Source organism: Clostridium sp. AF17-21AC (assembly GCF_003461365.1).
GTDB classification, from domain to species: domain Bacteria; phylum Bacillota; class Clostridia; order Lachnospirales; family Lachnospiraceae; genus Coprococcus; species Coprococcus ammoniilyticus.
Genome location: NZ_QTWY01000001.1, coordinates 577,717 through 601,177 on the forward strand (window position 1 = coordinate 577,717; position 23,461 = coordinate 601,177).

Below are 23,461 nucleotides of genomic sequence, written 5' to 3' on the forward strand. Positions count from 1 at the left end.
AAAAAGATTAGGAGATTAGTAAAAATGAGTGATAAACTGAAAGTTGGTATTCTTGGTGCTACCGGTATGGTAGGACAGAGATTTATAGCATTATTAGAGAATCATCCATGGTTTGAGGTTGTAACAGTGGCTGCAAGCCCAAGAAGTGCCGGAAAGACATATGAAGAGGCAGTCGGCGATAGATGGAAGATGGATACTCCGATGCCGGAGGGCGTTAAGAAGCTCATCGTTCATAATGTAAATGAAGTAGAACAGGTTGCTGCAACTGTAGATTTTGTATTCAGTGCAGTTGATATGTCAAAGGAAGAGATCAAGGCGATTGAAGAAGCATATGCAAAGACAGAGACTCCTGTAGTATCCAACAACTCAGCACATCGCTGGACACCGGATGTTCCTATGGTAGTACCTGAGATCAATCCGGAGCATATGAAGGTCATTGATTTCCAGAAGAAGAGACTTGGAACAACCAGAGGCTTTGTAGCAGTAAAACCAAACTGCTCCATCCAGTCTTATGCACCGGTTCTTACAGCATGGAAAGAGTTTGAGCCATATGAGGTGGTTGCTACCACATATCAGGCAATCTCAGGTGCAGGTAAGACCTTTAAGGACTGGCCGGAAATGGTTGGAAATATCATTCCATATATCGGTGGAGAAGAAGAAAAGTCAGAGAAGGAACCACTTCGTATCTGGGGTAAGATCGAGGATGGAGTGATCGTTCCTGCAACAACACCGGTTATCACATGTCAGTGTATCCGTGTTCCTGTATTAAACGGACATACAGCAGCTGTATTTGTTAAGTTCAAGAAGAATCCTACAAAGGAACAGTTGATTGAAAAGTTGGTATCATATAAGGGCGTTCCTCAGGAGCTTGAGCTTCCAAGCGCACCAAAGCAGTTCATCCAGTATCTGGAAGAAGACAATCGTCCACAGGTATCAATGGATGTTGACTTTGAACATGGTATGGGAATCAGCGTTGGTCGTCTTCGTGAAGACACTGTATATGACTGGAAGTTTGTTGGTTTATCCCATAATACAGTCAGAGGTGCAGCAGGTGGTGCTGTCCTTTGCGCAGAGTTATTAAAAGCACAGGGATATATCACAAAGAAATAAATGTTCATAAAGCAATAAGTTGAAAAAAGGAGGTTCTTTTAGAATATACAAAAAGAGCCTCTTTTCTTTCATAACATAATGCAAGATTTGTATGAGGAGGATAAAATGCTGGGGGTCTGGTTTATTATATGTGTTATTTTTCTTACAGTGTTTCGTTATATATGGAAAAGAAAGGGAAATAATCCATGTATGTTATTTTCGTATTTTTTATATTTGTATGATGTGACTGGATTGTTTTACTATGTGCTTGTTGGTAAATGCCGTGTAAAAATACTGTATCTGCTAATTGTTCTTTTCATGGTTATTCTTCAAATAGGATTACCATTCCTTTTCAATCATATTGGAAGAGATAATCGGGTAATTAAAGTGCTGAAGAACTGGCATGAACAAGTGATGAGTTCGTTTATGTTTTGGGGAATGTTGATCCTGTTATATCTTCCAAATGGCGAATGGGGGATCAGCGGGGGATTCTTTATTATGTCATATCTGGTAAATGCTTTCTTTATGGTGATGAAAAAGCTGCGGGAATCCATTTGGGAAATGCATATGCTTCAGAATATTGCAGGCTTCTTTGCCTTTATTATATGTATGATCGTTGCAAGATCAGATGATTTTCAATATTTTTCAAATTGGCTGTTTGCTTTATTATTGATCATCTGGCTTGTTTTATTATGTTTGTTTACCTTTGGAGCAGTTGATAAAAATCCGGGAATGTTATACTGGCTGTTTACAGAAACAGCAGAAAACCGAAAAGTACAGGTTGTTCGATATAAAAGAATTATAAAAAGATTTTTTAATATCTTCCTTTCCCTGTTTTTGTTGATGTTTTGGGTATTTATAGAGAATACACTGGAATTTTATTATACCAATCGAAAGACCTTGGAATTTAACTTATCTGATTTCTGGGGTAGTATGATCGTGCAGTCTTTTTTCTTATCCGTTATCATATCTGTTCTGGTCAGTTTATTGAAAACGAATGTAACAAAGATTATCAGTTGTTGTTTATGGGGATTAGCGGTAGCTTCCTATATTCAGGTTATGATATTTGATCGTGACCTTGGTATTACGGATGCTTATGCAATTAAATGGAGTGATTATTCCGGCAAGATGATCATGACCGGAATTGTATGGGGAATCTGTATTGTAGTTCCGGTTATTTTGTTTGCAAAATTTAAAAATAAATTCTTTAGTATTTTGAAATATGTAGCAGTGTGTTTATTATGTATTCAGATATCGGCAACTGTATATCTGGTTATAAAATCCGGAGGTTATAGGAATACTTCAGAAGCAGAGATTACAAATTACTATGTTTCAGGCAAAAATGAATATACAGTATCGGAAGAAAAAAATATTTTTGTATTTGTTCTTGATACATACAGCAATGATTTTATTGACGAAATGACAGAGCAATATCCGGATGCGTTAGAGCCGCTGCATGATTTTACATATTATGATAATTATGACAGCAAATATGACGGAACAGCGCTGGCAATGAATTATCTGTTAACGGGACAGGAATTTGATAATACGATTCCTTGTCGGGAATATTCTAAAGAAGCATTTCATTCAGAAAAGGCTGTCGAATTTTATAATACACTAAAAGAACAACAGTATTCTTGTAATATATATACGGATAAAGCAACAGTTAGTTTTCTTAATGCAAAGAATCTATATGAATATTATGATAATGTACAGGAAAATGCAGATGGTGAGATCTTAGTCGATTACCACGCAGTCCGGAAAAATATTATAAAGGGGGCAATGTATAAAGTATTGCCGCTGGCATTAAAGAGATTTTCTTTAGTTGTTACCAGTGATTTTGATGGTGCGGTCAGTTCTTCCGGCGGAGGGGAAGATTCGCCGGACCTGGATGATGATTTTTATTTAAAATTACAGACACAGGGACTAGAATATAACAGCAGTTCTGGAACATTTGCAATTTACCATTTTAGCGGAATGCATGATTATGGGGATGGAAAGGGAAAAAATCTGCCAGAAGCGGCTTACGATAATCTAAATGATGTGTACGTTTTTCTTGATGAATTGAAAAATATGGGAGTTTATGATAATTCGACGATCATAATAACGGCAGATCATGGAAAAATCATGACGGTAGATGGTATTCAGCCTATTTTCTTTATCAAAGAACCCTATAAAAAGAATGACAGGCTTGCAGTTTGCAGTTCTCCGGTAAGTGCGGAAGAGTTTATGCCAACGATCATGAAGCTTATTACAGGTGAAAGCAAAGATAAAACCATTTATGATTATGAAGCGGATGAAAATCGGTCAAGAAGTGTATATATACGACAGTACAAGGAAAATATATCCGATCTTCTGAAAAATGATTCAGCAAATTATGCTTGTTTGTATAAGTATACATATCAGGGAGACAAGGATGAATTAAGGAAATATGCAGGTGCAAAACCGAAGCAGAAGATACCGTTGATCGATTTCTGGTATTAAAAAACAAGAAAAGGAGATAGTATGATGTTTAATGAAATGAATTTATTAGTACAGGAATTTCCAACAATGAAATTATATATTGATCCGGCGACGACAAGTTATCTGATCCAGATAATTGCCGGAGTAGTGATCGCAGCAGGTGCGGTAGCAGGAATTGCATTCAGTAAAATAAAAAGAGCATTAAAAAAAGGAAAAACAGAAGAACAGCCCGTAAAAAAGACAAGAAATGAAGAAAAGAAAATTGTTACTGCAGATGATTTGTTAGATGATGAGGAATAGAAGTGAATCAGATAATTAATTATGTTTCGGATTTTTTCGGGATCATAATGAGATGGTGCTATGTTTTTGTAAATAATTATGGATTGTCAATTATTGTGTTTACGATTTTTACAAAATTTGTATTATTTCCTATTTCATTGATTACACAGAAAAATTCGATAAAAATGGCACAGATGCGTCCGGAACTTGATGCTTTAAAAGTAAAATATGTGGATGATAAAGATCGGTATGCAGATGCACAACTGGAATTATATAAAAAAATGCAATATCATCCATTACTGGATATGATACCACTGCTGATCCAGATTCTGATCGTTCTTGGATTGGTGGGTGTTATGTATTGCCCGCTTTCATATATCCTGCGGATGCAGGATCCCGATATCGCTATGCTGCAAAAATGGTTTGAGGGGCTTGGATGGACATTGCAGGATAATTCTTACCAGTTGACAATGATCCATGAAATACAGAATGGTATTAGCGGTGTGCCTGAAAACCTTATGGGACTGATAGAAAAGATATCAGATTTTGATATGAATTTTATCGGATTTAATTTATCAGAGAAACCACAATTATCATTACATAATAAACTGGTTTTGATTCCTGTTTTATCGGGTGTGAGCGCATGGCTCATGTGTGTTGTTCAAAATAAAATAAATGTGCTGCAGTTATATGCCGGAAAATGGAATAAAATAGGAATGACGGTATTTATGATAGCATTTTCCACATATTTTGCGTTCCTTGTTCCGGCTGGAGTCGGGGTATATTGGATCTTTGGAAATTTGTTCGCAATTCCTTCCATGTATCTGGTAAATATTGTGATGCCGCCTGAAAAATATATTGATATGGATTACATACGGATCTTGAATGAAACAGCAGAGGAAAAAGAAAAGATACGAAAAAAGTATGGGAGAACAGAGAAACAGGATTATCATCGGTTTGAGAAGACTGAAAAGAGAATTGTATTTTATGCAGAGGACCGGGGCTTTTATAAATATTATCAGCCGATCATAGAGTATCTGGCTGAACGGTCTGATTATAAAATGGATTATGTTACCAGTGATCCGGAGGATCCGATCCTGAAGCAGGAGCAGTCGGCAGTCCGGGCATATTATATAGCACAGGACAAGTATCTGATTCCTTTGTTTATGAAATTGGATTGTGATATCTGTCTGATGACGATGCCAGATCTGGAAAAATATCATATCAAGCGTTCCAAGGTAAGATCAGATATTGAATATATTTATGTAGCACATGGGATGGGAAGTAATGCACTTACATTACGGAAAGGTGCATTAGATTATTATGACACGGTTTTTTGTGTAGGAATCGATTCGGTACGTGAAATACAGCAAATGGAAGCACTGTATGTGACACAGCCTAAAACTCTGGTTGAGACAGGATATGCGTTATTGGATCAGATGATCGAGCAGTATCAGATTGAAAACAGAAAAGAAAATGAAAAGAAAAAGATACTGATCGCACCATCGTGGCAGCCGGAAAATATTATTGATCTGTGTATTGAGCAGATATTAGATAAATATAAGAATACACCATATGAGGTCATTGTACGGCCGCATCCGCAGCAGGTGAGACATCAGATGGAACGGTTTGTGGAAATGCAGGAGCGATATGCAAAGGATGATAATATAACTATACAGACGGACTTTTCTTCTAACAGTACGGTTATGGATGCTGATCTGCTGATAACAGACTGGTCAGATATATCATTTGAATATGCATTTACAACATTGAAACCAGTGCTGTTTATTGATACGCCAATGAAAATCATGAATCCTGAATATGATAAGATTGAGCAGAAGCCAATTAATGTGACATTGCGAAATGTGCTTGGGAAGGCGATATCTGTAAATGATATTGATAATATACTTGAAATATCTACAGATATGTTAAAGCAAAAGGACATGTATAGAAAGCAGATTGCGGATGCCAGAGAGAAACATATTTTTAATATCGGAAAGAGCCGGATATTAAGTGGAAAATATATTATGAAACGGCTTATGGAATAGAGAGGGGTAGGAGAATGCAGGGTATAATATTAGCAGCAGGAATGGGGAAACGATTAAAGAATATTACAAAGAGTAAGACTAAATGTATGGTTGAAGTAAATGGAATATCTCTGATTGAAAGAATGCTGAAGATCCTTGACAGAAAAGACCTGTCAAGGATCGTTATAGTGACAGGGTATCAGGAAGAGACATTAAAGGAATATATTGCGTCATTAACAATACATACACCGATCATATTTGTGGAAAATCCAATATATGATAAAACAAATAATATTTATTCCCTGTCTTTAACAGCCACTTTTCTGGAGGAAGAAGACACCCTCTTGCTGGAATCAGATCTGATTTTTGATGAAACGGTAATAGATCTGATATTATGTGATCCAAGAGAGAACCTTGCACTTGTTGATCGGTTTGAAAGCTGGATGGATGGTACATGTATGCTTTTGGATGAGAATGACTGTATTGTGGATATGGTCGCAAAAAAAAATCTTCATTTTGTAAATGCGGATCAATACTATAAGACAGTGAATATATATAAATTCAGCAGGCATTTTTCCAAGTATACATATGTGCCTTTTCTAAAGGCGTATGCAATGGCAATGGGAAATAATGAATATTATGAGTCTGTTATCCGCCTGATCGCAATGCTTGACACGAAAGAGCTGCAGGCCAGACGGCTTAACGGTCAGCGCTGGTATGAGATTGATGATATTCAGGATCTGGATATTGCAGAAAGCCTGTTTACAGATAATACAGAGGAACAGTATAAAAAAATAACTGCCAGATATGGTGGTTTTTGGAGATATCCTAAATTGGTCGATTATTGCTATCTTGTAAATCCGTATTTCCCAACAGAACACATGTTGGAAGAAATTCGTGCCAACAGTGACCGGCTGATCATGCTGTATCCCTCTGGTGCAAGAGTGATACGGTTATTGGCAGGCAAACTGTTTGGCATATCAGATAAGAAAATTATAGTTGGTAATGGAGCGGCGGAATTAATTCGTGAAATGATGCAGGAAACGAATGGAAAAATAGGTTTTGTGACTCCGACATTTGAGGAATATATAAATTGCTGTAAGCAGGAACAAAGAGTTATTATGGATACCAGAAAAATGGATTTTTCATATTCTGGACAGGACATTCAGGATTATTTTGAACAGAAGCATATTCAAATGCTTGTGCTGGTAAATCCGGATAATCCTAGTGGGAATTATATTGATTCCAGAGAAATATATGAATTGATCCATTGGTGTAAGAAGAAAAAGATATGTCTTATATTAGATGAGAGTTTTTCGGATTTTTCGGATGAGGCAGAATCTTGTATAGCTGATTCGTATCTGGAACTGTATGATGAGTTTTATGTAATAAAAAGTATTTCAAAATCATATGGGGTTCCGGGCTGCAGACTGGGAATATTAGCTGGAAGAAACAGTGAAAAACTTGATCAGATCCAGCGCAAACTGCCAATCTGGAATATTAATTCTTATGCAGAATTCTTTTTACAGATCATAGAAAAGTACAAGGAGGATTACAGACTGTCACTGGATCGTCTTAGAAAGTCCCGTGAGATTTTCATGAAAGAGCTGGAAAAACTCCCATATATGAAGGTATATCCATCGCAGGCAAATTATGTTATGTGTGAACTTTCAGATGGAGTGAAAAGCAGGAAACTTGCATCATTTTTACTGGAAAATAATATTTTGATCAAAGTGCTGAATGAGAAATTAAATAACCAAAAGGAAATGATCAGACTTGCAGTTCGGACGGATGAAGAGAATCTGCATCTGGTTGAATTGTTGAAAAAATTTGGAGGTGAATATATTGAATAACTGGAAAGCAATCTGGAATAGAAGAGAAGCGGATGAATGTTTTTTGCAGTCGCTTGAAGATCCTAAAGCAATCTGGCGGGAGCTGAAACGAATTGATGGATTTGATGTGGATCTGGGAGATTCGGCAGATGCATATTATAATGCATTTTATAATAGCTGGGAAGAAGAATGTGCACTTCTGGATATGCATGTTGGTCTGTGGAACAGCATTTTTGAAGTAGGATGCGGAGCAGGAGCAACCTTATATTTATTTTCCAGACAGAATAAAAAGGTTGGTGGAATTGATTATTCCAGACAGAGTACAGAAATTGCAAAAATTGTATTAAAAGAAGCGGAGATAGCATGTATGGAAGCTGACCATATTTCAACAGATGAAAAATTTGATGTTGTGATGGCTGATTCTGTATTTGCATATTTCCCAGATGAAACATATGTATCTGATGTTCTGGAGAAGATGTATGAAAAAGCGCATAAGGCTGTGCTGATCACAGAGATATTTGATAAAGAGCTGGAAGATGCCTGCATGCAGTATAGAAGAGCTAAAATACAGAATTATGATGAAAAATATAAAAATCTTGATAAGTTATTTGTTTCAAAATCCATGTTTGAAATGTTTTCACAAAGGCATGGTTGTGAATTGGTATTTACATCTGTTGAAAATCCATATTACTGGAATAGTCAATTTATGTACAATGTATTAATTATTAAGAAATAAGAAATAACACCAAATTCGCTAACAAATTCTTGCTACCATCATACAATTGTGCTAAAATCAAACAGGATTGAGATAATGAGAAAAATGGAGGCACACACATGAAGAAATTAATTTTAGTTACATCACCACCAGCCTGTGGAAAGACATTTATTTCCAAACAGGTGGCAAAGGCACTGCCAAATTGTGTATATCTGGATAAGGATACATTAATTGTTCTTTCAAAGCAGATTTTTGTAGTGGCTGGTGAGGAATATAACCGTTCATCCGATTTCTTCCAGAAAAATATCCGCGACTACGAATATTATTGTGTACTGGATCTTGCATTTGAAGCACTGGAATACAATGATACAGTTCTTATAAATGCACCATTCACAGATGAGATCAGAGATGACGAATATCTTGACAATCTCCGTGCAAAGCTTGCAGAAAAAGGTGCAGAGCTCTTTGTGATCTGGGTAAATACCAGAAAAGATGTCTGCCACGAAAGAATGATCAAGCGTGCATCAGACAGAGATACCTGGAAATTGGAGCACTGGGATGAATATATCAACAGTCAGAACTTCAATCCGCCAACAAATATCAAAGAGCTCTTTATATTTGAGAATTCTTCCGATGAAGAATTTAAGGCATCTATAGATAAGGTTGTTAAGGCAATCAGAGGTTGATAGTGATTTTGAGTATTGCAACAGGAATCAGCAATGTTTTCTGTTGCAATATTTATATAGACAAACAGAGATCAGGAGGAACAGAACATGGCAGCAATCAGATGCTTTAAAGCATTCAGACCAAGACCGGATATCTGCGACAGAGTGGCAGCATTACCATATGATGTGTATAGCAGAAAAGAAGCCTGTGAAGAAGTACGTCGGGAACCGATGTCATTTTTAAAGGTAGATCGTGCAGAGACATCATTTGATGACAGTGTGGATACCTATGCACCGGAAGTGTATAAGAAGGCAGGAGATCTTCTGCATGAGATGATGGAGGATGGTACTTATATTGAGGAAGAAAAGCCGGTATACTACATATATGAATTGATCATGGATGGACGTCATCAGACAGGTCTGGTTGCCTGTGCTTCGATTGATGACTATGTGAATGGTGTGATCAAGAAACACGAGAATACCAGAGAAGACAAAGAACAGGATCGTATCCGCCATGTAGAAGCCTGTGGTGCGCAGACCGGACCAATCTTCCTTGCCTATCGTTCGATTGATATTGTAAATCAGATCATTGACCGGGTAAAGACAGGAGAAAAGTTATATGGCTTTACTTCACCGGATGGTATCACACATAATGTATGGATCATTGATGAAGCAGATGATATTCAGATAATTCAGGAAGCATTTGCAGGTATCAACGAGATTTACATAGCAGACGGACATCATCGTTCTGCTTCTGCTGTAAAAGCAGGCCTCCATATGAGAGAACAGCATCCGGATTATACCGGAGAGGAAGAATTTAATTATTTTCTGTCCGTTCTGTTTCCGCATGATCAGTTGATGATCCTTCCATATAACCGTGTTGTAAATGATCTGAACGGTATGACTGATGACGAATTTTTAAATAAACTGGAAGACAAATTTGAAGTAAAAGCATGTGATGCGGCTGTTTCACCGGAGAAGAAAGGCAGCTTTGGCATGTATATGGATGGCAGATGGTATCAGTTAACGGTAAAGGACGGAGTTGTTCCGGAGGATGTTGTCGGCTGTCTGGATGTATCTGTGCTTCAGGAAAATGTTCTGGCACCGATGCTTGGCATTGGAGATCCGAGAACGGACAAACGGATCCAGTTTGTCGGTGGTATCCGTGGACTTTCCGAGCTGGAACGACTGGTGGATGGAGGAAAGAAGGTAGCATTTTCCATGTATCCGACTTCCATTACAGAATTATTTGATATTGCGGATGCAGGCAAATTGATGCCGCCGAAGTCTACATGGTTTGAACCAAAGCTTCGAAGCGGAATCTTTATCCACAAGATAAACGAATAAAGATGAACAGTCATATGCAAATGAGAAAATTGAACAGGGAAACGGTGCAGCTATTTCGTATTTTGCATATAGAAAAGAATACACATGAGGAGAATGGGTTATGACAAAGAACACAGAGATTTTCGTTCTGAATCAGGATGAGGTTATGGCGATCACGGGGGCGAGACATGGCAATCCACATCACATACTTGGTATGCATGCCTGTCTGGCTGATGTATATGTAAATGCATTTCTGCCGGATGCAGCAGAAGTTTATGTAGTGGATGAAAAGGATCAGACAGAATATCCGATGCATGTAGAATACGCCGATGGATTTTTTACAGTAAAGATTGAGAACCGGCAGCCATTTGCATATCTGCTAAAGATTGTCCGGAAGGTATGGGATGCAGACGGAGAAGAAGCAGATGAAGTCAGTCTGATAAAGGATGCATACAGCTTTTTCTATTCTGCGGATCTTGAAAAAGTAATGCAGGTGGTAAATGGAGAAGATGACGTGGAATCAGGCTTCCGGATCAAAGAATTGTTTGGAGCCAGAAAGCTGAACTTTGATGGCACAGAAGGAGTGGCATTCTGTATTCAGGTTCCGGGCTGCGTCAGAGCCAGCGTGGTCGGAGATTTCAATAACTGGGACGGCAGAGTGAACCAGATGCGGAAGATTGAGTATACCGATCTGTTTGAACTGTTTATACCATATGACATTAACCAGACCAGATATAAATTTGAAGTATTATATGAAAATGGAGAAACCGATATTTTCTCCGATCCATATGCAACAGCATTTGAACCGGTTCCGGGCAATGCGTCCTTATTTACAGAGCTGACATATGACTGGATGGATGCGGCATATATGACAGACCGGAAAAAGAAGAATATCAGCATGGAACCTGTGAATATCTATGAGGTACATATGCAGACATTTAAGACCGACAAAGATGGAGAACGGCTTTCCTATCAGGCATTTGCAAAAGAAATCGCAGCTTATGTAAAGAGCATGAAGTATAATTACATTGAGCTTATGCCGATCATGGAATATTCCGGTGAGGATACATGGGGATATGATACGACGGGTATCTATGCACCAACGTCCAGATTTGGTTCTCCAACTGATTTCATGGCAATGGTTGATTATCTGCATGCAAAAGGTATTGGTGTGATCCTTGATATGGTGCCTGTGATGGATATTGACTGTATGACTTACTGGTTGGAAGCGTATCATCTGGATGGCATCCGTCTGGATAATAAAGAGCTGATCCGTTCCTTCCGAAAGGTGACCGGAGACAGATATGCGGATGTTATGGTGGATCTTACATGGAACACAATGGGCGTTTCAAAGCTTACAGAGTATATGAAGACTGCGCCGGATCGCAGAGAGAACTTTGTAGACTATGTATCTTCTGTAACCGGATTTATATCCGAGCATCAGGAGGTAAGTGCATTATCACATGATCAAGTGGCATATGGTCAGGGAAGCTTTATAGAGAAGATGCCGGGTGGCTATGAAGACAAATATGCAGATCTTCGTATATTTTATGGTTTGAATATGTTCCTTCCTGGTAAAAAACTGATGTTTATGGGACAGGAGATTGGAATGTTTGGCGGCTTTGATGGCTATCATGTTATTGATTGGAGCGTTCTGGAGTTTGAAGCAAATAAATATCTTCAGAAGTATGTAAAGGATCTGAATGCTTTATATCTTGCAGAACCGGCATTTTATGAAGCAGACAAACTTCCATTTGTATTTGCAGGAGAGCAGGAGCCACATACCGTATGCTTCACAAGAACAGACAGTAAGGGTTCTGTCTGTTATGTAGCTGCGAACTTTGGAACTTCAGATCAGAAGAGCTATGTATTACAGACCGGAGCTCCGGGAACTTATAAAGAGATCTTCTCCAGTGATGCGGCAAAGTATGGTGGAGAAGGTAATAACAATAAACAGCAGAAGGTGACGAAGGACGGTGATATCGAGATTGTTCTCCCGGCACTTTCAATCACAGTATTTAAGAAGGTGAAATAATTAAGTGATAGGTATAGCATTGACGGAGAAGCTGGCAGATACTACAGAGTCAGCATCAGAAACGGCATCGGAGATCGTACAGGATGCTGAACAAAAAGCTGGATTGCTCAGACAGTATATGACAGATCTGCTGGATTGGTGCATGTCAAAGGTTGGAAGCCTGGTAGTGGCGGTTATCTTTATGGTGATCGGATTTCGGGTTGTGAAATGGATCATCAAGCTGATAAAGAGAACCTTTGACCGTTCCAATATGGATGTCAGTGTCGCAGGATTTTTGCTGTCCGCCATCCGTATTCTGATGAATTTTATAATATTGATAACGGCGGCATCCATTGTCGGTTTTCAAGTTACTTCATTTGTTACATTGCTTGGAACGGCAGGTGTGACGATCGGTCTTGCGCTGCAGGGCAGCCTGTCCAATCTTGCCGGTGGTGTGCTGATCCTGATATTGAAACCATTTCATGTAGGTGACTATATTATCGAGAATAATACCAAATGTGAAGGCGAGGTTGTATCGATCGATATATTCTATACAAAGCTTAAGACGATCGATAATCGTTCCGTAGTCATACCAAATGGAAGCATATCGAATACATCACTGGTGAATGTTACTTTACATGATAAGAGGCGGGCAGAGATCAAGCTCGGTGTCGGTTACGATGAAGATCTGGATAAGGTAAAGCGTGTGGTACTGGATGCGGTAAAGACAGTTCCGGGATATCTGGAGGATGAAGTCGTGGATTTCTTCATTGATGAATTCGCAGATAGTAGCATTGTGGTCAGTGTTCGGTTCTATGCGAAGATCGACCAGTACTGGGATGCACTCTGGTCGGCAAGATGGAATATCAAGAAAGCATTTGATGAAAATGGCATCGTTATCCCATATAATAAACTGGATGTCAACCTCGATTCTTGCAAAAAAACAGATAATCGAGTATAATAATCGGTTGTGATATGAAAACTAGATAATTGTGTGATGAGTTTACTATCACACAATTATCCGTACATTTAATAGATTAGGAGTGATTTAGAAATGACAAAGATTGATATTATTTCCGGTTTCTTAGGTGCCGGAAAAACAACTCTGATCAAGAAGCTGATCGAAGAAGGTTTTAAGGGCGAGAAGCTTGTGCTGATTGAGAATGAATTTGGCGAGATCGGTATTGACGGCGGATTCTTAAAGGATGCCGGTGTACAGATTACTGAGATGAATTCCGGTTGTATCTGCTGCTCCTTAGTTGGAGATTTTGGTACGGCTTTAAAGAAGGTTATTACAGAATATGCACCGGACAGAATCATTATCGAGCCATCCGGTGTTGGTAAGCTTTCAGATGTTATCAAGGCTGTAAAGGATGTTGCAGAAGAAGTTGAAGTACAGCTTGACAGCTATACAACAGTTGCAGATGTATCCAAATGCAAGATTTACATGAAGAACTTTGGTGAATTCTTCAATAATCAGATCGAAAGTGCAAATACGATCGTACTGAGCAGAACACAGACAGCTTCCCAGGATAAGATCGAAAAGGCAGTTGCCATGATCCGTGAGCACAATGCAGATGCTACGATCATCACGACTCCATGGGATGATATTGACGGTTCTAAGATCAAAGAAGCTATGCAGAATCATAAAACCGTTAAGGACGCTTTATTTGAGGATGAAGATGAGCATGAGCATCACCACCTTCATCACGGCCATGACGATGAATGTGGCTGTGGCGATCATGACCACGATCATGAACATCATCATCACGACCATGACGATGAATGTGGCTGTGGCGATCATGACCACGATCATGAACATCATCATCACGACCATGACGACGAATGTAGTTGTGGCTGTCATGATCACGATCATCACCATCACCACCATGCAGATGAGGTATTTACAAGCTGGGGTAAGGAAACTCCACATAAGTTTAATGAAGATAAGTTAAAAGAGACTCTGGATGAGCTTGCTAATACAGAGGAATATGGTATTATCCTTCGTGCAAAGGGTATCGTTCCAAGTGATGGTACAGACTGGTTATACTTTGATCTTGTACCGGGTGAGTATGAGATCCGTAAGGGAAATCCGGATATCACAGGTAAGTTATGTGTGATCGGAAGCAAACTGGCAGAAGACAAGCTTGCAGAGCTGTTTGAGGTATAGGAGAAAATGATGGCAAGACAACAGGAAACAGAGATTCCGGTTTATGTATTTATGGGCTTCCTTGACAGTGGTAAAACTACATTTGTGAAGGAGACATTATTAGACCGGGAATTCACCGGAGGCGCCAAGACACTGCTTCTTGTATGCGAAGACGGTGAAGAAGAGTACGATGAGAAAGACCTGAAAAAGAAAAATATTTTTCTGGAATTCATAGAAGAAGATCAGTTGAACACAGAGCATCTGTTAGATCTGCAGGACAAATATCAGCCGGAGCAGGTTATGATCGAATACAATGGTATGTGGAAGCTGGACAAGATCTTTGATATCCGTGTGCCGAAAGGATGGACCGTTGTCCAGGTATTATCCTTTGTAAATGCTGAGACATATGATGTATATCAGCAGAATATGAAAGCAACAATGATGGATCAGGTTAACAGTGCGGATATGGTTGTATTTAACCGTTGTGATGAGAAGTCCAAGCGCGCAGAATGGCGCAGAGGAATCAAAGCAGTCAACCGACGGGCACAGATCATCTTTGAGATGAAGGATGGTTCGATCGCACCGGATGAGAATGACGAAGAAGATCTGCCATACGATGTAAAGGCTGACGTGATCGAGCTGAACGATGAGGATTTTGGTATCTGGTATGTGGATGCCTCCGATCAGCCGGATCGTTATGTCGGTAAGAAGATCCATTTCCGTGGCATGGTATTCAAGCCGAAACAGTATGGTAAGAATGCATTTGTACCGGGACGTTTTGCGATGACCTGCTGTGTAGAGGATATTACATTTGTAGGCTTCAAATGCTATTACGATGGCTCTAAGAATCTGATTGACAGACAGTGGGTAGATGTAACAGCAACGATCAAGAAAGAATACTATCCTGATTTTGAGGGAGATGGTCCGGTTCTCTATGCAGAGAAGGTTGTGCTGACCGGTCCGCCGGAAGAAGAGGTTGTATACTTCAGTTAATATAAAAATGCATTTGACTTTTTGTATGGATACAGGTAGTATAAATGCAGGCGTATAAAAAGCTGCCAGGTGGCAGCTTTTTGTTTCCGCTGATTCTGTTCAGGCATGCTCCATGGAGAGACGGCAGAAATGTCGAAAGGAGCAGATACAGATGTACAGTAAAGTAACAAGTGGAGGAGTCCTTGGAGTAGAGGGACTTCTGATTCAGGTGGAAACAGATATCAATGACGGACTGCCAATGTTTCATATGGTAGGCTTTTTGTCTGCATGCGTAAAGGAAGCCGGAGAGCGGGTGAGAACAGCGCTCAAAAACTCTGGATTTCAGATACCACCGAAAAAGATTACGATCAATTTATCACCGGCAGATATCCGGAAGGAAGGAACTGCCTACGATCTTCCCATTGCCATAGGAATTATGGTATCTATGGGGCTTATTCCAAACGATAAAATAGAAAATACCTTGATTATGGGTGAACTGGGGCTGGATGGCAGGATCAATGCTGTATCAGGAATACTCCCGGTTGTTCATCATGCAGTAAAACAAGGAATCACACGCTGTCTTGTTCCGGCGGAAAATGCAGAGGAGGCGGCACTGATCCGAAATATAGAAGTGATCCCGCTCCGGACGTTGTCAGAAGCGGAATCTTATCTGAATGAAAAAGCGGTGATCGAGCCTGCATTTGTAGATGTGGAGGCTCTGCTCGACCAGGAGGATATGGGGGAACTGGGAGATTTTGCAGATATTAAAGGGCAGGAAATATTGAAGCGCGGAATGGAGATCGCAGCAGCCGGAATGCACAATATTCTGATGACAGGAGCAGCAGGTTCAGGAAAGTCCATGATCGCAAAATGCCTGCCAACGATCCTTCCACGTCTGACATTTGAGGAGAGTATTGATATTACCAAGATATACAGTGTGGCAGGTCTGCTGAAAAAAGGACAGGCGATGATAACAAAGCGTCCGTTCCGGGCACCGCATCATACCGTATCAGCCATTGCTCTGACCGGTGGCGGAGCAATACCGAAGCCGGGAGAGATCAGTCTCAGTCATAATGGGGTGTTGTTTCTGGATGAGCTTCCGGAATTTGGCAGAAATGTTCTTGAAGTAATGCGGCAGCCGTTAGAAGATCGGGAAGTAACGATTGCAAGGATCCAGGGTAAATATATATATCCGGCAGGATTTATGCTGGTTGCGGCACGAAATCCCTGTCCCTGCGGCATGTATCCGGATCTGAATAAATGTACCTGTACCTGTAGGCAGATCCGACAATACAATGCAAGGCTTAGCAGACCTCTGCTCGATCGTATTGATATCAACGTAAATGTCCGCAGGATTGACTGTTCTGACCTGTTAGAGGATAAACGGGCAGAAACTTCGGCTGAGATCCGGGAAAGGGTGCTTGCGGCGCAGAATATACAGAAGGAGCGTTACCGTTCAGAGTCGATAAATTTTAATTCCCAACTGGATGGAAAGAGAACAAAGCAATATATTTCCCTGGGAAGGGCAGAGCAGGAGCTGGTGCGGGAAGCGTTTGAACATACAGAACTTTCTGCCAGAGGCTATAACCGGGTACTTAAGATCGCAAGGACGATCGCTGATCTGGCAGGAAGTATCGGGATCCATGAGGAACATTTAAAAGAGGCATTGTTTTTCCGGTATCAGAATCTTACAGAAGAGGCAGAGGGAAATATGCAGTACAAAGGAATGAAAGGGGGGGACAGATATGGAGTATGATCTTATAAGGCTGTGGCTGGGGATGATATCGGATATGGGGAATGCAGCACTTGGCAGGATCCTTGATTATTTTGGAGGACCTGAAGAACTGTGGAATGTTCCAGAACATGTGCTTCGGGAAACGTTGACAGAAAAACAGAGTGAACGGATCCTGTGCACACGGGATGAAAAGAAAATAATCGTCTATAAAAACAGACTAAAAGAGCGGAATATTACATATATATATCCAGGACATCCTTATTTTCCGGAAGTCCTGCGGGAAATTCCGGATTGTCCGTTTCTGCTGTATGCAAAGGGGTGTGTGGAGACGCTTAAAACAGACAGAACCGGTATAGCGATCGTAGGTGCAAGAAAGGCATCCGCATATGGGAAAGAGATGGCGGAGCAGTTTGCTTCTGTGCTTGCAGGATATCGGACTGGTATTATCAGCGGACTTGCAGCAGGAATCGACGGCGCCGCCCAGCATGCCGCAATCAATGTAGAAAATGGATTTACAGTTGCAGTACTAGGTTGTGGGATCAATATCTGTTATCCGAAGGAAAATTACAATTTGTTTGAACGGATTGGGCGTCAGGGTGTGATCCTGTCAGAATATGGGTTGGATATAGAGCCTGCGGCATGGAGATTTCCACTTAGGAACCGGATCATCAGTGGACTTGCAAAAGGGGTGCTGGTTGTAGAAGCACAGAAGAAAAGCGGATCTCTGATCACCGCCGATCAGGCGCTGGAACAGGGGCGTGAGGTGTATGCAGTTCCGGGACGGATTGGAGACAGAAACAGTGAGGGCTGCAATCATCTGATCCGGCAGGGGGCTATGCTTGTGACGGATCCTGAGGATATTGTGGAGGATTTAAAACTTGAACGGAGGATCCTTGCAGCAGGGAAAGCAGAATGTCGGGAGAACAGCCGGCTTACCGCTCTGGAACAGAAGATATGTGTCTGTATGGGGCGGGAAGTGCTGCATATAGAGGAAATCTGTGCCCGCGTGGATCAGCCTCCTGCAAGAATCCTGACAGCGTTATTTGATATGGAAAGAAAAGGAATAATTCGGCAGCCGGTACGGTATTATTTTGCTGTTGCACAGGGATGAAAACAGGATCCGGGGCATTTTTTCAGAAAATTGTAATAAAATATTCACTTGCATGGCAGGGAAAAATGGTGTATAGTTTGTGTCGTTTAAACGAACAGGAAAGGAAAGAGTACATGGCTAAATATCTTGTTATTGTAGAGTCTCCGGCGAAAGCCAAGACGATTAAAAAGTTTTTAGGCAGTAATTATGAAGTGATTGCGTCGAATGGTCATGTGCGTGATCTGCCTAAAAGCCAGATGGGCATTGATGTTGATAATGATTTTGAACCAAAATATATAACGATCAGAGGAAAAGGAGATATACTCGCACAGCTTCGAAAAGAAGTAAAGAAAGCTGACAAGGTGTATCTTGCAACTGACCCCGACCGTGAGGGAGAAGCGATCTCCTATCATTTATCAAAAGCACTGAAACTGGATGATAAGAAGTACAAGCGAATTACCTTCAATGAAATTACGAAAAATGCAGTAAAGAATTCAATTAAGCAGGCACGCGATATCGATATGGCACTTGTGGATGCACAGCAGGCGAGACGTGTATTGGACAGACTGGTTGGTTATAAGATCAGTCCGCTTCTCTGGGCAAAGATCAAGAGAGGTTTAAGTGCCGGACGTGTACAGTCAGTGGCATTGAAGCTGATCTGTGACAGAGAAAAAGAGATCAACGAATTTATTCCAAAGGAATACTGGACACTTTCTGCTATGCTGGCACCGGAAAAGGCCAAGAAAAGCATTGAATTCAAATACATGGGAAATGGGAGCGATAAGGAAGAAATATCTTCCAGAGCGGAACTGGATCAGATCATAGAAACGATCGGAAAGCAGTCTTTTAAGATCGCATCGATCAAGGACAGTGAGCGTCATAAGAAAGCGCCACTTCCATTTACAACCAGTACGTTGCAGCAGGAAGCTTCCTCCAAGTTGAATTTTGCGACATCCAAAACGATGCGTATCGCACAACAGTTATATGAAGGTGTGGAGATCAAGGGCAGAGGTTCCATCGGCCTGATCTCTTATCTGAGAACGGATTCTACCAGAATATCAGATGAAGCGGCAGCAGCAGCCAAAGATTATATCATAAAGAATTTTGGAGAAGATTATACAGCGGGAATACCTCGGGCAGACAAACCGGGTAAGAAGATCCAGGACGCGCATGAAGCAATCCGTCCGACGGATATCACACTGTCACCGGCAGCTATCAAGGATCAGTTAAGCAGAGAACAGTTCCGTCTGTATCAGCTGATCTATAACCGCTTCCTTGCAAGCCAGATGGCAGAGGCAGTATACAGCATTAAGACCGTAAAGGCAGAAGTAGCAGGCTATCGGTTCCAGACCTCAGTATCAAAGATTGCATTTGCAGGATTTACAACGGTTTATAATGTGGACAATGAGAAGAGTGAGCATATTGCCGGTATTAAGGATCTGAATGAAGGAGATCTGTTAAAATTAGAAGATTTTGACGAGAAGCAGCATTTTACACAGCCGCCGGCAAGATATACAGAAGCACTTCTGGTAAGAACCTTAGAGGAGCTTGGCATTGGAAGACCAAGTACTTATGCACCGACGATCTCAACGATATTGAATCGTCGTTATATCACAAAAGAGAATAAGAAATTATACGTAACAGAACTGGGAGAAGCCGTTAATCAGATTATGGAACAGGCATTTCCGGTTATTATCGACGTGAATTTTACAGCGAATCTGGAGTCCCTTCTCGATAAGATCGGTGAGGGTGCTATCGAATGGAAAGTTGTAGTAAGAAACTTCTATCCAGATCTCGATGCGGCGGTTAAGAAAGCCGAGAGTGAGTTGCAGTCCATTAAGATTGAGGATGAAGTAACGGATGAGGTATGTGACGAGTGCGGACGCAATATGGTCGTTAAGTATGGTCCACACGGTAAATTCCTTGCATGTCCGGGCTTCCCTGACTGTAAATTTACGAAGCCGTTCTTTGAAAAGACAGGAGTTCCTTGTCCAAAATGTGGTGGTGACATAGTAATAAAGAAGACCAGAAAGGGCAGAAGATACTATGGATGTATCAATGCTCCTGAATGTGATTTTATGTCATGGGCGAAACCATCAAGGGAAAAATGTCCGGTATGTGGCAGTTATATGGTTGAAAAGGGTAATAAGTTACTTTGTTCAGCAGAAAACTGTGGATATTCCAGAGATAATACCGAAAAGGAAAAACAGGCATAAGTGATCGGATGAAGTTGTCCGGCCTGCCATATAAAAAAAGTTGTTTTTAAATATTAAATCTCTCGTTTGACAGGAAAGACTATTGTTATCTCCAGACCATTGTGATAGAATGTCAAATAGTGTAGATTTTTTTATGCAAAAACAACTTTTTTGTATTTTACATACGGAGGAACAGAAATGAGTGTTCAATTATTAGATAAAACACGAAAAATCAACAAATTATTGCACAATAACAATTCGCATAAGGTTGTTTTTAATGATATTTGTGATGTTTTGAGTGATATTTTAAAATCAAATGTACTGGTTATCAGTAAAAAAGGAAAGGTTCTGGGAATTAAGAACCGTGAAGATATACCTGAGATCCATGAACTGATCGAGGATAAGGTCGGTCTTCTGATCGACAGTATGCTGAATGAGAGACTTCTCCTTGTATTGTCAACAAAAGAAAATGTAAATTTGACTACGCTCGGATTTGACAGTGATAACATAGAGAAATATCAGGGACTTCTGCTTCCAATCGATATAGCAGGAGAACGGCTTGGAACGTTATTTCTGTATAAGCTGGATGCACAGTATGATATTGATGATATTATTCTCGGGGAATACGGAACGACGGTTGTAGGACTTGAGATGATGCGGGCTTTAAATGAAGAAAATGCAGAAGAAGATCGTAAGATTGCAATTGTGCGTTCGGCGATCAGTACTTTATCATTCTCAGAATTACAGGCGATCAAGCATATTTTCTCAGAACTGGATGGAAATGAGGGAATTCTTGTTGCAAGTAAGGTTGCAGACCGGGTCGGAATTACCCGTTCCGTAATCGTGAATGCACTTCGAAAGTTTGAGAGTGCTGGTGTTATAGAAGCAAGATCCTCAGGCATGAAGGGAACTTACATTAAGGTTCTGAATGATGTTGTATTTGACGAATTAAAGGCCGTATAAAATTTTGCAAAGGAGAGTAAAGAAATGATATTACCAATCATAACATTATTAGTTGGCGTAGCAGTTGTAGGTGTAAGCTTTTTTATTCTGGATAGTCATGATTTTAAAGAGGAAGATGAGATATATAATGAAAGCTCAGAAGAATTAAAACGAAAGATCACGGAATTATGTGATTCTCTTCTTGAGCAGAGCAAGACATCATTAGACGAATACAGCGAAGATGTTCGCAAGAAGACAGAAAAGGAACTGAAGGAACAGATTGAAAAATGGGCATCCAAGTTGTCTGAAAAGGCAAAGAAGGAGATGATCGATTATATCAATCAGAGCCTTGCAGAAGCCTATGAAGAATATAATCCGGATGCAGAGAAAAAACCGGAAGCGGTTACTTATGAAGAACTTCTTGAAATGGAAGTAAAGGAAACCGAAGAAGAGATCGCAAAAGAAAAAGAACAACAGGCTGAAAAAGCTGTTTCGGAAGAGAAGCAGACAGAAGAAGCTCCCAAAGAAAATGAGCAGACAGAAGAAATCGAAGAAGAGCCGGATGAGAATTCTCTCGGAGCATTAGAGGCAAGTGAGACGGAGACAGTTATTTCCGGTGATGCAGTTGCAAATGGTGATATAACCGAAACTGTACCGGAACAGGATGTTGAAGAGAACACAGCAGAAGATGATGCGGAGGAACCAAAGGAAGAAGTAGAGGAAGCTGTTGCAGAAGAAGTTGTTGCTGAGGAAGCCGAGAAAGAAGCGGCAGAAGAAAAATCCAATGTTGTTGCCTTTAAGAAAGCAGAAGAGCCTGCTGTTGAGTCAGAAGCAACCGAAATTACAGAAGAAACAACAGTCGTAGAAGCAACCGGTACTGAGCCTGTACAGAAGACAGAACAGCCGGCGGGAGGCAACCGTTCCAGAAAGAAGAACCGCAAGAAGAACAGAACAAACAGAAATCAGAATCGTGCACAGGAGGCAAAGAAAGAAGCTCCTGCACCGGAAGAAATCTGGGATGATGAGAAAAATATCGATGAAGAAGTGGCAGAGCTTTACAAGCAGGGATTTGGAATTATGGAGATCGCGAACCAGCTTGGAATCGGTGTTGGTGAAACCAAGGTGATCATTAAAAATATTGAGAATCAGAAGCAGTAAATTGAAATTGTTTTATACGATAGGAGAAACGGCAGTATGAAGAAAAAATATTTTTTCAGAGGATTAGGCTTTGGACTTATCATTGGTGCGCTCGTTATGATGGTTGGAATTAAGTCCGGAAGCTTTGCAGATACAAAGAAGAATGATCCGTCAAAAGGAGATGCGGTAGAAGTTGTTGCATCAGAAGAAACTACTGAATCAGCGAAAACGACAGAGACTGCAACGGAAACGACAAAAGAGGATGCAGCTAAGGCAACGACGGAAGTGACGACAGAAGCTACAACAGAGGCGACAAAGGAAACCACAACGGAAAATACAACCAAGGCAACCACGGAAGCCACAACCGAAAGTACAACCAAGGCAACCACGGAAGCTACAACAGAAGCAACTACGGAAGCTACGACAGAGACGACGACAGAAACAACTACGGAAGCTACGACAGAGACAACTACAGAAGAAAAGAAAAAGGGTGGTTCGATTACGATCAAGCCGGGTATGTATGCAGAGGCAATCTCTCAGGCATTATATGATATCGGAATGGTAGACAGTGTACAGGATTTTTATGATTACCTTGTAAGCTCCGGTAATTCCATGAAACTGATGTGTGGAACTTTCACATTCAAGGGTGATGAAACCTACGATGAGATGATTACCATTATGAGAGATGGACGATAGTTATAGCATGAATTAAAACAAAATATGAGATAATGAGCATTGCGCTGGAATGTGCTCGCACATACCAGCATAATGCGAAAAAGACATGGAACTGTTAAGTGACATGAGATTATAAAAAGAAAGTGCTTGCATGCA

Annotated in this window: 18 protein-coding genes; all 18 read left to right on the forward strand. The window is 40.5% G+C overall.

What is annotated here, in order from left to right; genetic code table 11:
* Nucleotides 1-24: 24 nt before the first annotated feature.
* The 18 genes from asd (at nucleotide 25) to DWW85_RS12660 (ending at nucleotide 23,326) form a co-directional block, all read left to right on the forward strand.
* Nucleotides 25-1,110, forward strand: coding sequence for an aspartate-semialdehyde dehydrogenase (gene asd / locus DWW85_RS02570; RefSeq protein ID WP_008402908.1), 1,086 nt, complete (start codon nucleotides 25-27; stop codon nucleotides 1,108-1,110).
* A gap of 405 nt (nucleotides 1,111-1,515) precedes the next feature.
* The gene (locus DWW85_RS02575; RefSeq protein ID WP_147340228.1) at nucleotides 1,516-3,573 is read left to right on the forward strand and encodes a hypothetical protein; all 2,058 of its coding nucleotides are present in this window, start codon (nucleotides 1,516-1,518) and stop codon (nucleotides 3,571-3,573) included.
* 21 nt (nucleotides 3,574-3,594) lie between these two features.
* Entirely contained in the window at nucleotides 3,595-3,852 is a 258-nt protein-coding gene (locus tag DWW85_RS02580) for a hypothetical protein (protein ID WP_021944401.1), read from the forward strand.
* Between the two features lie 47 nt (nucleotides 3,853-3,899).
* The gene (gene yidC / locus DWW85_RS02585; protein WP_242995997.1) at nucleotides 3,900-5,879 is read left to right on the forward strand and encodes a membrane protein insertase YidC; all 1,980 of its coding nucleotides are present in this window, start codon (nucleotides 3,900-3,902) and stop codon (nucleotides 5,877-5,879) included.
* Between the two features lie 14 nt (nucleotides 5,880-5,893).
* Nucleotides 5,894-7,711: an aminotransferase class I/II-fold pyridoxal phosphate-dependent enzyme gene (locus tag DWW85_RS02590; RefSeq protein WP_117785422.1), complete on the forward strand. Its 1,818-nt coding sequence runs from the start codon at nucleotides 5,894-5,896 to the stop codon at nucleotides 7,709-7,711.
* A complete protein-coding gene (locus DWW85_RS02595; protein WP_117807403.1) occupies nucleotides 7,704-8,426 on the forward strand; it encodes a class I SAM-dependent methyltransferase in 723 nt (240 codons plus the stop codon). Before DWW85_RS02590 ends, DWW85_RS02595 begins: the two co-directional genes overlap by 8 nt.
* A 98-nt stretch (nucleotides 8,427-8,524) precedes the next feature.
* Nucleotides 8,525-9,091, forward strand: a complete 567-nt coding sequence (locus DWW85_RS02600) for an AAA family ATPase (protein ID WP_021944405.1) — start codon at nucleotides 8,525-8,527, stop codon at nucleotides 9,089-9,091.
* Between the two features lie 87 nt (nucleotides 9,092-9,178).
* Nucleotides 9,179-10,417 carry a DUF1015 family protein gene (locus DWW85_RS02605; RefSeq protein WP_117807404.1) on the forward strand — a complete coding sequence of 413 codons (1,239 nt, stop codon included), beginning with the start codon at nucleotides 9,179-9,181 and terminating at the stop codon, nucleotides 10,415-10,417.
* 100 nt (nucleotides 10,418-10,517) lie between these two features.
* A complete protein-coding gene (locus tag DWW85_RS02610) occupies nucleotides 10,518-12,431 on the forward strand; it encodes an alpha amylase C-terminal domain-containing protein (protein WP_117807405.1) in 1,914 nt (637 codons plus the stop codon).
* A 4-nt stretch (nucleotides 12,432-12,435) separates the two neighbouring features.
* On the forward strand, nucleotides 12,436-13,371 hold the full coding sequence (locus tag DWW85_RS02615; protein WP_117807406.1) for a mechanosensitive ion channel family protein: 936 nt from the start codon (nucleotides 12,436-12,438) through the stop codon (nucleotides 13,369-13,371).
* A 93-nt stretch (nucleotides 13,372-13,464) separates the two neighbouring features.
* Nucleotides 13,465-14,580 (forward strand): GTP-binding protein, encoded by a 1,116-nt coding sequence (locus DWW85_RS02620; RefSeq protein WP_117807407.1) that lies wholly within the window; start codon nucleotides 13,465-13,467, stop codon nucleotides 14,578-14,580.
* A 9-nt stretch (nucleotides 14,581-14,589) separates the two neighbouring features.
* Nucleotides 14,590-15,552: a GTP-binding protein gene (locus DWW85_RS02625; protein ID WP_021944410.1), complete on the forward strand. Its 963-nt coding sequence runs from the start codon at nucleotides 14,590-14,592 to the stop codon at nucleotides 15,550-15,552.
* Nucleotides 15,553-15,703: 151 nt separating this feature from the next.
* The gene (locus tag DWW85_RS02630) at nucleotides 15,704-17,287 is read left to right on the forward strand and encodes a YifB family Mg chelatase-like AAA ATPase (RefSeq protein ID WP_117807408.1); all 1,584 of its coding nucleotides are present in this window, start codon (nucleotides 15,704-15,706) and stop codon (nucleotides 17,285-17,287) included.
* Complete coding sequence (gene dprA, locus DWW85_RS02635) at nucleotides 17,277-18,377, forward strand: DNA-processing protein DprA (protein ID WP_117807409.1); 1,101 nt, start codon at nucleotides 17,277-17,279, stop codon at nucleotides 18,375-18,377. The genes DWW85_RS02630 and dprA overlap by 11 nt, the downstream gene beginning before the upstream one ends.
* A 113-nt stretch (nucleotides 18,378-18,490) precedes the next feature.
* Entirely contained in the window at nucleotides 18,491-20,572 is a 2,082-nt protein-coding gene (topA, locus tag DWW85_RS02640) for a type I DNA topoisomerase (RefSeq protein ID WP_117807410.1), read from the forward strand.
* Nucleotides 20,573-20,749: 177 nt separating this feature from the next.
* Nucleotides 20,750-21,514 carry a GTP-sensing pleiotropic transcriptional regulator CodY gene (gene codY, locus DWW85_RS02645; RefSeq protein ID WP_021944414.1) on the forward strand — a complete coding sequence of 255 codons (765 nt, stop codon included), beginning with the start codon at nucleotides 20,750-20,752 and terminating at the stop codon, nucleotides 21,512-21,514.
* A 24-nt stretch (nucleotides 21,515-21,538) separates the two neighbouring features.
* A complete protein-coding gene (locus DWW85_RS02650; protein WP_117807411.1) occupies nucleotides 21,539-22,651 on the forward strand; it encodes a hypothetical protein in 1,113 nt (370 codons plus the stop codon).
* Nucleotides 22,652-22,687: 36 nt separating this feature from the next.
* Nucleotides 22,688-23,326: a hypothetical protein gene (locus tag DWW85_RS12660; RefSeq protein WP_181986482.1), complete on the forward strand. Its 639-nt coding sequence runs from the start codon at nucleotides 22,688-22,690 to the stop codon at nucleotides 23,324-23,326.
* Nucleotides 23,327-23,461: the final 135 nt, after the last annotated feature.

Coding starts and splice junctions, on each gene's coding strand:
- DWW85_RS02625 (WP_021944410.1), top strand. CDS start 14,590: ATGGCAAGACAACAGGAAACAGAGATTCCGGTTTATGTATTTATGGGC.
- dprA (WP_117807409.1), top strand. CDS start 17,277: ATGGAGTATGATCTTATAAGGCTGTGGCTGGGGATGATATCGGATATG.
- DWW85_RS02620 (WP_117807407.1), top strand. CDS start 13,465: ATGACAAAGATTGATATTATTTCCGGTTTCTTAGGTGCCGGAAAAACA.
- topA (WP_117807410.1), top strand. CDS start 18,491: ATGGCTAAATATCTTGTTATTGTAGAGTCTCCGGCGAAAGCCAAGACG.
- DWW85_RS12660 (WP_181986482.1), top strand. CDS start 22,688: ATGAAGAAAAAATATTTTTTCAGAGGATTAGGCTTTGGACTTATCATT.
- DWW85_RS02605 (WP_117807404.1), top strand. CDS start 9,179: ATGGCAGCAATCAGATGCTTTAAAGCATTCAGACCAAGACCGGATATC.
- DWW85_RS02650 (WP_117807411.1), top strand. CDS start 21,539: ATGATATTACCAATCATAACATTATTAGTTGGCGTAGCAGTTGTAGGT.
- DWW85_RS02590 (WP_117785422.1), top strand. CDS start 5,894: ATGCAGGGTATAATATTAGCAGCAGGAATGGGGAAACGATTAAAGAAT.
- DWW85_RS02575 (WP_147340228.1), top strand. CDS start 1,516: ATGTTTTGGGGAATGTTGATCCTGTTATATCTTCCAAATGGCGAATGG.
- DWW85_RS02600 (WP_021944405.1), top strand. CDS start 8,525: ATGAAGAAATTAATTTTAGTTACATCACCACCAGCCTGTGGAAAGACA.
- yidC (WP_242995997.1), top strand. CDS start 3,900: ATGAGATGGTGCTATGTTTTTGTAAATAATTATGGATTGTCAATTATT.
- DWW85_RS02630 (WP_117807408.1), top strand. CDS start 15,704: ATGTACAGTAAAGTAACAAGTGGAGGAGTCCTTGGAGTAGAGGGACTT.
- DWW85_RS02610 (WP_117807405.1), top strand. CDS start 10,518: ATGACAAAGAACACAGAGATTTTCGTTCTGAATCAGGATGAGGTTATG.
- DWW85_RS02580 (WP_021944401.1), top strand. CDS start 3,595: ATGATGTTTAATGAAATGAATTTATTAGTACAGGAATTTCCAACAATG.
- codY (WP_021944414.1), top strand. CDS start 20,750: ATGAGTGTTCAATTATTAGATAAAACACGAAAAATCAACAAATTATTG.
- asd (WP_008402908.1), top strand. CDS start 25: ATGAGTGATAAACTGAAAGTTGGTATTCTTGGTGCTACCGGTATGGTA.